This window comes from Chitinophagales bacterium, assembly GCA_040877935.1.
GTDB lineage: Bacteria > Bacteroidota > Bacteroidia > Chitinophagales > CAIOSU01 > JBBDNB01.
On the sequence record JBBDNB010000028.1, the window covers coordinates 52,544 to 63,558 of the forward strand.

General features: G+C 40.1%; 5 protein-coding genes. All 5 read left to right on the forward strand.

Going from position 1 to position 11,015, the window contains the following annotated elements; genetic code table 11:
- Positions 1–294: 294 nt before the first annotated feature.
- Complete coding sequence (locus WD048_07520; protein ID MEX0812051.1) at positions 295–3,795, forward strand: CUB domain-containing protein; 3,501 nt, start codon at positions 295–297, stop codon at positions 3,793–3,795.
- Positions 3,796–4,093: 298 nt separating this feature from the next.
- Positions 4,094–5,722, forward strand: coding sequence for a T9SS type A sorting domain-containing protein (locus WD048_07525; protein ID MEX0812052.1), 1,629 nt, complete (start codon positions 4,094–4,096; stop codon positions 5,720–5,722).
- Between the two features lie 110 nt (positions 5,723–5,832).
- Positions 5,833–7,428: a carboxyl transferase domain-containing protein gene (locus WD048_07530; GenBank protein MEX0812053.1), complete on the forward strand. Its 1,596-nt coding sequence runs from the start codon at positions 5,833–5,835 to the stop codon at positions 7,426–7,428.
- Between the two features lie 163 nt (positions 7,429–7,591).
- A complete protein-coding gene (locus WD048_07535) occupies positions 7,592–9,658 on the forward strand; it encodes an acetyl-CoA carboxylase biotin carboxylase subunit (GenBank protein MEX0812054.1) in 2,067 nt (688 codons plus the stop codon).
- 324 nt (positions 9,659–9,982) lie between these two features.
- Entirely contained in the window at positions 9,983–10,807 is an 825-nt protein-coding gene (locus WD048_07540) for an enoyl-CoA hydratase-related protein (GenBank protein MEX0812055.1), read from the forward strand.
- The last annotated feature ends 208 nt before the right edge of the window (positions 10,808–11,015 follow it).

Sequence of the window (11,015 nt, forward strand, 5' to 3'; positions counted from 1 at the left end):
CTTCAAAGATAAATCTAAAGCTTTAATAACAAGAATATGAGTGCTTTTATTTCATGTGTTTATATTTATCTTATATGGTCACATGGAACCTTTGATGTTAAAAATAATCATTAACATACAAGATAATGATTATTTTTAACATGTCGGTTTCATTTCCAAAATCAAGTACTCAACTAATGCAATTAGAATGTCATTCCATTAATTCATAAATTATTTTTAAATTCACCTTGCGAAAATTAGATGTGCTGACGCAGTATATTCACTTTATCTCAAAACAAACAAAATATTAAGCTCATGAAAAGGGTTCTAACACTTGCACTTGCATGTTTCTTCACATTTTTGGCCTATGGTCAAAACGACACACTGGACTACCCATTCTTTGACGGACAAGCAGCAACTTTATTCAGTGCTCCTGGAGGAGGATTTGTTGCAGGTTCAAACTTATTTAATACTGAAATAGGTCAGGTATTTGAAACAACCAGTGGCGACCTAACCAGTTTTGTATTCTGGGCAGGAGAATTAGATATCATCGGTACCCCGAATAATTTTAACATTAATGTTTACAATGTCAACACTAATGGGGTTCCTACTGGTGCTCCATTGGCTTCACGAGTTTTATCCGCAAGTGATATTGTTAGTGGATCAGCTTTTGCTGATGGGGTCAATTCATTTTTATTCAACCCACCTGTAGCAGTTTCGGGGAAATTTGCGGTTGCTATTGATGTTGATCTATCCACAAAAGACGATACTTTAGGCTTGGTAACAATTGAAGACAATTTGAACACTGGAAGATCAGTAGGAAGCTTCCCAGGAGGTGGAGGTTGGTTAAAACTTGAAAATGCCTGGGTTGATTTGTCAGAAAATGTTGCATGCTGGGTTACCCTGGAAAATGTGGTTCCCGGAATATCTATTAATTCAAAGGGCAATTCCTGGTGCTCAGGAGATGTAGATACGGTTATTGCAATTTTTTCAGGTTCGGCAGCACCTCAAAATCAATTAAATGTACAATGGAGTCCCACAACCGGGGTCTCTAACCCATTCAGTCTTCAAACAGAAATAGTAGTTGATGCTTCAGTTCCTTCTTATACGGTCAGTGTTTATGACCCGGTTCTGAACAACACTTATACAGAAACCATAAATTACAGTTTCAATGACCTGGCTGTGGCTATTAATCAGTCAGACCCCGTACAATTGCCCTGTGGCGGTAGTGTAGATCTTTCTGCTTCAATCGGGGGCGTAACAGCAGGGTCGAGTTTTACCTGGAGCGGGCCGAACAATACGAGCAGCTCTGGTACAAGTTTTTTAGATGTGGATGAACCCGGCACATATACTATTACCGGAACAAATGCATTTGGGTGTTCTGCTGAAGATCAAATTGATGTAGTCTTAAACAGCAGTCAAAACCTGGATTTTGACATCCCTTCCCAAATTTGTGCAGGACAACAAACTACATTAACCAATACTTCAGATATTCTGACCGGCTGGAGTTTCTCCTGGTTTGTTGACGGTTTCTTTGCCTCAAGCACCCAAAACCTGAGCGAAACCTTCCCTTCAGGAACCTATGATATAACCCTGGAAGGCAATTCAGGTTCATGTACCTTAAGCACAACAAAAAGCATTACAGTGCAAAATTGCCAAACCTGTAATCTTACACTCCCAAGTACTTTCACAAATGTCGGTTCAAACTCAGGTACAGCATCATTTTTTGTGAACGAATCCGGTGGAAGTTCATGCTCATGGAATGCTTTTACCAATGATCCCTGGATTACCGTTTTAACTAGTTCTGGTAGTGGGAGTGGTTCTGTAAATTTTGCTTACGATGCTTGTACAGGTACTGGCTCCAGAATTGGTGACATAACAGTTTCTGGACAAGGTGGAACATTTACATATATTGTAGATCAAAATTGCGGTGGAAGCAATTATTGCAGCGGCACTACTACGCTTACAAATTGCTCAGGCAGTTTTAATGATGGAAGCGGTGGAAGCAATTATTTAAACAATACAGATTGTAGCTGGCTGATACAACCTTCCGGGGCAAATTCTATTACTTTAAATTTCTCTTCATTCAATACTGAATCCTGTTGTGATTATGTAGAGGTATATGATGGTGCTACTACATCTGCACCTTCAATTGGATACTTTTCAGGTTCATCAATTCCCCCTTCTGTAACTTCTTCAGGAGGCAGTATGTTGGTACGTTTTACTACTGATGCTTCTATAACTGAATCTGGATGGTCGGCCAATTATTCCTGTAATACGGGCACGAGTAACTGCCCGGGTCCTGCAACAGGTCAACCATTTTACAGGCCGGACAACAATCTTGTGGACTGTATTGTAAATGGACAGTTTTATTCTGAGCAAGTAGAATTTGAAGTGCCACAAAGCATAGGTGGAACTACAGTCAATTCAATCCAAATTGATAACATTTCCAATATACCCTGCGGTATCAATTATACCCTTGACCGGCCAAATGGATTTTATTATGGAGGAGAAGTGGCCTGCATTACTTTTAATGGCATCAGCAATGATCCTGCCGGTCAATACAATTTGGACACCTATATTGAAATTGATCTTGATGGTATCGTTATTTATGAAACTCTTGAGAATTTTATAGATTTAGTAGTTGGCGGTAATGGTTCCGATTTTAAACTAATCTTAAGAGTAAAAAATACCCAGGGTTCCAATTGCCCTCCCGTAAATACAGGAAGCAGTGGACTAACAGCTTCTGCAAATTGCAATATTCCTTTGGGGGCTTCCCCAAGTGCAAGTCCTGAAACCATTTGTATTGGTGGGCAAAGTCAGTTGTCGGCCAATGCCTATGGAGGAAGCGGAAGCAGCTATACCTATTCATGGTCAAATCCCACGACATTAAGTTGCTCCAACTGCCCTTCTCCCATTGCAACTCCCGTTAATACTACTGACTACTCTGTTACAGTTAGTGATGGGGTTAATTCGGTTGTAAGAACAGAAAGAGTAACTATCACCACAAGTTCACCTCCATGTCCACCTCAACAATGCACATATGTATTGGATCCTGATAGCACCAATATTTCTGCTGCTGCAAGAACAGGGTTGTTTTTCCAGGTAGATGTTGCAAGCGGCAGCAATTGTTCATGGACAGCCAGCCTGATCAACAATCCCGGGAATATGATATCTTTGGCTTCAGCATCAGGAAACGGCTCCGGTATTGTTACTTTTGATGTAGCTGACAATCTCAATTCCAATCCAAGAGTTGCAACTATTTTAGTGGGCAACCAAACACATACAGTAGTTCAGGCTGCCAATACAAGTGGCTGTGGCCTAGCCCAACCTACGATCAACCGAAACAACGAACCGCAACTTTTGGCAAGTAACCATGGCAATGTTGAATATGCCTGGTACAAAAGCAATGATCCTACACCTGTAGCTTCCGGACAATTCTATACGGTTACTTCTAATGGCTGCTATAAAGTGCGCATTACTGAATTTGGAAATCCGAGTTGCTTCAATGAATCCAATCCCGCTTGTGTAAACATCGATGCGATTGAAAATATTGATGGCTTGAATAGTTTAAGTATTTTCCCAAATCCAAGCACTGGTTCATTTTATATCGAAATGGAGAGTAAAGAATCCAGTGAAGTTCAATTTAGGGTGCTCAACACTATAGGCAAAACAATATACAGTACACAGAAAATTGAAATTCAGGGCAAACACACCCAGCGTATAGCACTCGATCAGGCAGCTGCAGGTTTGTATTTTGTAGAAATTATTCTAAATACTGAAAAACTCAGTCGCAAATTGTTTATTCAGTATTAACATCATGATTTTAGGCGGGCGGGAAATAGCGGTCAGACGGCTTTTCAAAAATTTGCAAGGTAGCCCAATATGCATCTGACAATTCCATTAAGCAGCCGTCAGACCGCTTTTTTGAGCTCTTAAATAATTATCGAGTCAGGTTATTAATAACAGGCATGCAACTTATCAATGCAAAACTGATTCTATTTGGTATCAGCAAAACAAAATTGGAGAATTAATTTTTCCTTTAAAAAGGAAAAACTTAACTTCACCCTTACTTAATATAACATTAAACAAACCCAAACAAAATTTCAAACACATGAAAAGGATTTTAGCACTTGCAGTAGCAAGTTTTTTCACACTCTTTGCCTATGGGCAGAACGACACTTTAGATTACCCGTTTTTTGACGGACAAGCAGCAACAATTTTTTCTGCTCCTGGAGGAGGATTTGTTGCAGGTTCAAACTTATTTAATACTGAAATAGGTCAGGTATTTGAAACAACCAGTGGCGACCTAACCAGTTTTGTATTCTGGGCAGGAGAATTAGAAAAAATTGGTGCTCCTGATACTTTTACAATTAAGGTGTACGATGCAACCCAAAATGGCCTTCCAACCGGACCTTCTTTAGGATCTATCTTAGTAAATTCTGACAGTATCTTTGCTGGGTCAAGTTTTGCTGATGGAGGCAATTTATTTTTCTTCAACCCACCTGTAGCAGTTTCAGGCAAATTTGCAGTGACTATTGAAGTGGACCTAACTGCGATAGATGATACTTTAGGTTTAGTAACAATTGAAGACAATTTGAATTCTGGAAGATCAATAGGAGGATTTCCGGGCGCACCTAACAACGGATGGTTAAAATTAGAAAATGCATGGGTTAACTGGGCAGAAAACATCGCATGCTGGGTAACTTTAGAAAATGTAGATCTTGGTGCATCAATATCCTCAAAAGGAACAAATGCAAGATGCACAGGAGAAACTGATACTTTATACACAACTGTATCTGGTGCTGCTGTTCCATTAGGTCAATTACAAGTTCAATGGGATCCGATTACTGGTTTAAGCGATCCTAATGCTCTTAAAACTAATGTAAACTTAGATGCCGCTATTGACTCATACACTGTTACTATTTTTGATGGTGATTCAACTTTCACTGCAGGCGTAAAATACACTTTCGCAGACATTACAATAGATGTCAATGGTTCAAATCCATTACTCCTTGATTGTGGAGGTAATATTGATATTTCAACGACTATAGATGGAGCAACACTTAGTCCTAATTATACTTGGGTTTCAGGAAATGATACAATTGGTTTTGGAGCAATATTAAATGATGTAGATGAACCAGGGACTTATACAGTAAATGTTGTAAATAGTCCTGGATGTAGTGCTTCTGCAAATGTTGCTGTTGAACTGGATGTTGCTGTTGCTGTTGATTTTGAAGTGCCTTCTGGTAACTTATATGAAGGTGATCAAATTTCATTTACAAATAACTCAAGCTCAACAAGCGGTTGGAGTTTTACTTGGTTAGTAAATGGAAATGAAGAATCTACATCAGAGGATTTCCTTTTCACATTTAGTGATGCCGGAAGTTATACTGTAACATTAGTTGCTGATACTGCCGATGGGCTTTGTGATAAATCAACGACTAAAAATGTTGGCATTCAAGAACCTACCGGAATCGAAGAAGCACTTCAGGGTGAGTTAGTTGAAGTATTCCCCAACCCATCAAATGGAGTATTCTCTTTGGATCTTAGAAGTGTAAACAGCACTGACATTACTGTAAGAGTTGTTGATTTGACTGGAAAAACGATTTTCCGCCAAGATAAAATTGCCGGTAATTCAGTTTACAACTTAGATTTAAACAATGTATCTGAAGGTGTTTACTTGTTGCAAGTAATTACTGAGGAAAATACTTTGATCAATAAATTGCAGGTTACTAAATAGTAATTTTCGATTCAAATAAATTTTAAACCCCGTCCATTTGGATGGGGTTTTTTTATGTCCAATCCAATCTAAATGTATATTTTAGAAGCTCTTAAATCTATTTAAATACTATGCAAGCTTTAGTAAGTAAAGTCCAAAAAGAAAGCCAATCCTACCAGGAGAATTACGCCAAAATGAAGGCTTTGATCGATCAACTCGATACACAACTTCAAGAAAGTTTAGATCAAGGCAAGGACAAACACATTGATCGAGCACATGAAAGCGGAAAATTCACGGCTCGAGAACGAGTAGAACTGTTATTGGATCAAGACAGCCCATTTTTAGAATTGCTGCCACTGGCCGGAAAGGGCATGGGAGGATTTGGGGCAGGTGGAACCATCGTTTGTGGCATTGGATTGGTGAGCGGTAAAATCTGTATGATCAGTGCCAATATCGGAACTAAAAAAGGTGGGGCAATAGATTATGCCACTTTGCAAAAGAGCCTTAGAATTGGTGAGATAGCTTATGAAAATAAGCTTCCCATGATAAATTTGGTAGAATCTGCGGGAGCCAATTTGCCCGAACAGGAGAAAATATTCAATTACGGGGGAACGACCTTTCGAGAAATCACTAGAAGATCGAAAGAAGGCCTAACTACCATAAGTGTGGTTTTTGGAAACAGCACGGCAGGTGGAGCCTATATCCCCGGCATGTCGGATTATACGGTAATGGTAAAAAAACAAGCCAAGGTGTTTCTGGCCGGACCGCCTTTGGTAAAAATGGCCACCAATGAAGTTACCGATGAAGAAAGTCTGGGCGGTGCCGAGATGCACAGCAAAATTTCAGGTGTTTCCGATTATTTGGCAAATGATGAAAGAGATGGCATTCGCTTGGCCAGGGAAATTCTTTCTTTCATCGAGAGACCCATTGCTATTCAAAAAGCCAGAAAAAACAGAAATCCAAAATTTAATACAGATGAACTGTTGGGCATAGCCTCCGCTGATGTGAAAATACCTTTTGACTGTCGGGAAATCATTGCCCGGCTAACCGATGCTTCCGAATTTTCAGAGTTTAAGCCAGAATATGGAAGTACCTTGGTTTGTGGATTTGCTTATATCCACGGCTACAAAATCGGGATTTTGGGAAATAATGGCGTGCTGTTTTCTGAATCGGCCAATAAGGGTGCGCAGTTCATTCAATTGTGCAATAAAAACAATACACCCTTGCTTTTCCTACAGAATATCACTGGATTTATGGTTGGAAAAAAATACGAGGAAGGGGGGATTATCAAGCACGGAGCAAAATTGATCAATGCCGTTTCCAATAGCGAAGTTCCGGCCATCACCATTATGATCGGGGCATCTTTCGGGGCGGGCAATTATGCCATGAACGGGCGTGCCTATCAACCCCGATTTTTGTTCAGTTGGCCCAATTCGCGCATTGCCGTAATGGGTTCTGAGCAATTGGCGGGGGTAATGGAAATCATTCAAAAGCAAGCTGCCAAGAAAGCCGGAATTCCCTATGATGAGGAGCAAGGCAAGCAAATGGCTGAATATATGATCGGGGAGGTAGAGAAAAAATCCAACGCCCTTTATTCCAGCTCACAATTGTGGGACGATGCTGTTATCGACCCCAGGGATACCCGGGATGTTTTGGGCATATGCCTAGAGGTCATTCATCAGGCAGGATTTAACAGTGAAGGGAAGTATGGAGTTTTCAGAATGTGAATTTTTCATTAGTAGGGGCGCACGGCCGTGCGCCCCTACTAATGAAAATCCTCGGGGCAAGCCAGCCTTTTTGGGCAGGCAAGTTTACGAGGAATTTAGCGGAATTTTATTTAATATTTCTCGAAACGTGCTTTGAGAAACTAAATCTGATTAAGGTTAAAAGATGATTCAAAAAATATTAATAGCCAACAGGGGTGAAATTGCCCTGCGCATAGCAAAAACATGTAGAAAAATAGGAGTGGAAACATTGGCCGTATATTCCAATGCAGATGCCAAAATGCCTTTTGTGAAATATTGCGATAAGGCTGTTGCGCTTGGTGGCAATCAATTAGCGGAAACCTATTTGAACGGAAAAAAGCTGATTGAAATAGCGCAGAAATTCAATTGTGATGCCATCCATCCCGGTTATGGTTTTTTATCTGAAAATGCTGGATTTGCTAAGGCTTGTAAAAAAGCAAAAATCATTTTCATTGGCCCTCAAGCCGATGTGATTGATGAAATGGGCGACAAGAAAAAAGCCCGTTTGATTGCGCAGAAAGCCAATGTACCTGTTGTTCCCGGCTATGATGGAAAAGAACAGGATGCCAAAAAGTTGAAATCGGAAGCCAAGAAAATAGGATTTCCCGTATTGCTGAAAGCGTCTGCTGGAGGTGGTGGAAAAGGAATGCGCATTGTCCATGAAGAAAAAAATCTGGAAAAAGAATTGGCAGCGGCAAAAAGCGAAGCCAAAAACGCATTTGGGGACGATAAAATCCTATTGGAGAAATACTTTGAAAAAGTAAGGCATATTGAAGTGCAAATTTTAGGAGATCAGCACAAGAATATCATCCACTTAAACGAACGGGATTGCTCGGTACAAAGGCGCTACCAAAAGATCATAGAGGAAAGTCCCTCGCCTGCCTTGGATGAGAAATCCAGGAATGCAATTTGCAATGCGGCCCTAAAATTGGCCAAGCAATTGAATTATCAAAATGCGGGAACCGTAGAATTTATTTTTGATGAAAAGGGCGGTTTTTATTTTCTGGAAGTCAATACAAGATTGCAAGTGGAGCACCCTGTAACCGAAGCCATTACAGGTCTGGATTTGGTGGAATTGCAAATCCGAATTGCCGAAGGACAAAAGCTCGATCTAAAACAATCGGATATTGGCTTGAACGGCCACGCCCTTGAATGTAGGATTTATGCGGAAAACCCTTACAAGGATTTCGCTCCTGCAACGGGAAAAATTTTGGCTTTTGAATTTCCCGAAATGGAAGGGTTGCGCTTGGACAATGGCGTGCGGGCCGGCAATAAAATAGATGTTTTTTACGACCCCATGATTGCAAAAGTCGTTACACATGGCAAGGACAGAACGGAAGCCATCCGAAAAATGCATTATGCCCTGGCAAATGCACAAATAGTTGGTCCGGAAAACAACAAGTATTTTCTCCAAAAAATCATGCAGCACAAAGCATTTGTAGCCGGGGATATTTACACCCATTTTTTACAAGACAATAAAGAATTGTTTGCTCCCGCTGAAAATCAACTATTGCAAAACCTCGGGCTTTTAAGTGCCGCAGCTTATAGATGGAATTACAGAAAAGTGCGCAGAACAAACTTCAGCGGAGTAAAATCCGGTTGGCGCAATGTGAAATACAGTCTGCAAAAAGAAGCTTTCAAGCTCAATGAAAAGGAAGTTGAAATTGCTTATGAAGTCCGAAAAAATGGCTTTTATGCGCATGTAAACTACCTAGGAGCAAGCCCACAAAACATTTATGATAAAAATGAAATTAATATTTCAAGTAAGACCTCTGAAGATTCAAATCTCGATTATCGAGTCAATGATTCTGAATATCTATTGGAAAATTTGGTGTTCGATAAAAAAATCTGCGCTTTTACTTATGATGGTGTTCGATACAAATTCCGCTTAAATTCAAATGCCACGCATATTTTCATCAGCAACCCTAAAATGCAAGTGCTGAAAATAGAGCGTGTGAGCAGATTCCCACAAATAGAGCAAGAAAAAATCCCCGGAAGCTATCTGGCGCCCATGCCTGGGGAAATCACGAAAGTACTGGTAAAGAAAGGCGACAAGATCAAAGCAGGTTCACCTTTGCTGGTGCTGGTATCCATGAAAATGGAAAACACCATAGAAGCCCAGGAAGACGGTACCGTTTCCGAAATTTATGTAAAAGCAGGGGATTTCATTGAGGCGGATAGTGCTTTGCTAAAATTGGATGTAAAAGAATAAACCACACAGTATTATTAAACTAATATGAATAAGATGTTAAAGGAAATAGTCAAATTATTGTAGGATAGGCATTCAAAAAAATAAAGTTCTGTTCAAAGCAAAAGCTTAGTGAGACCGGGAACCTGCCTGACCGGCATAGGCAGGGCTCCGAAGGATTGAGGAGATCACCCGGCCGAACTTAGCTTTTGTAAAGTACAGGTTTTTATTTTTTTGTCAGCCTTGAACTTTTGCTTCGTTTTGGTTCAAGCCAAAATGAAGAGAGAAAATATTCAAAGATTAATCCCAAATTTTCACCAAAAAGCTCAAAATAAAAAACCTAAGCAAATGACTGCATACAAAGAAGAACAAGTAAAAGACCTATCAAAAGAAAAATTTCATTATTTATTGGTCGAAACCAAAGACCATGTATTGACACTTACGCTCAATCGACCAAAGAAGAAAAACGCTATGAATCCGCAGTTTATGCGGGAAATTGTTTTTGCGCTGAATCATGCCAAATACAATAAATATATTTGGGTGGTGGTACTTCAAGCCAATGGCGATATATATACCGCAGGAGCGGATTTAAAGGCATTTGCCGGACAAACTACAGAAGACGATTCCACAATTCCAGAAACAGAAGAAATGCCCGTTTTAGGTGATGCTTTCAAGCAATTGAACAAGCCCTGTATTGCCAAAGTCCACGCCAATGTATATGCCGGAGGACATTTGTTGATCTGTGGTTGTACGCATGTTTTAGCAGCAGAACAGGCTCTTTTCAGTCTGCCGGAAGTCAGGCGTGGTATCTGGCCCATGCAAGTAATGGCGAGCCTGGCACCCTTGATGAACGAGCGGGAATTGCTGGATTATTGTATGCGCGGTAAAACGATTGGTGCTGAAAAAGCAAAGGAACTCAACCTGGTTACGCAAGTCAGTAACAAAGATTGTCTAGACAATGATGTCAATGAATTGGTAGAAGAGCTCAAAACCTTTTCTCCTTCTGCCATTCGATTGGGACTGAAAGCCTGGCACGAAATGAAGGAAATCAATTCTGAAAAACAGCACGGCTATTTGCTGAATATGTTGCAGGAGATATTACAAACCAAAGATGCAGGCGAAGGACTTCAGGCATTTATGGAAAAAAGGGAGCCAAAGTGGACTGGGGAATAAATTTAAAAAAATTGCTTTCTTCCTTCAGGAATTAAGCTTTTCAAATAAATTGTCGACAATTGTTTTAAACAAATCTGGGATTTTGTTATTTTAATGGAAATGTAATTCCATTGAAGATTGCAGCAAAAAACATATGGTTTACAAATTATTCCCAGTCGAATCTCGCTGTTTTCTGGCATTCTGAGCAATAAATAATTTCCGAATTCAG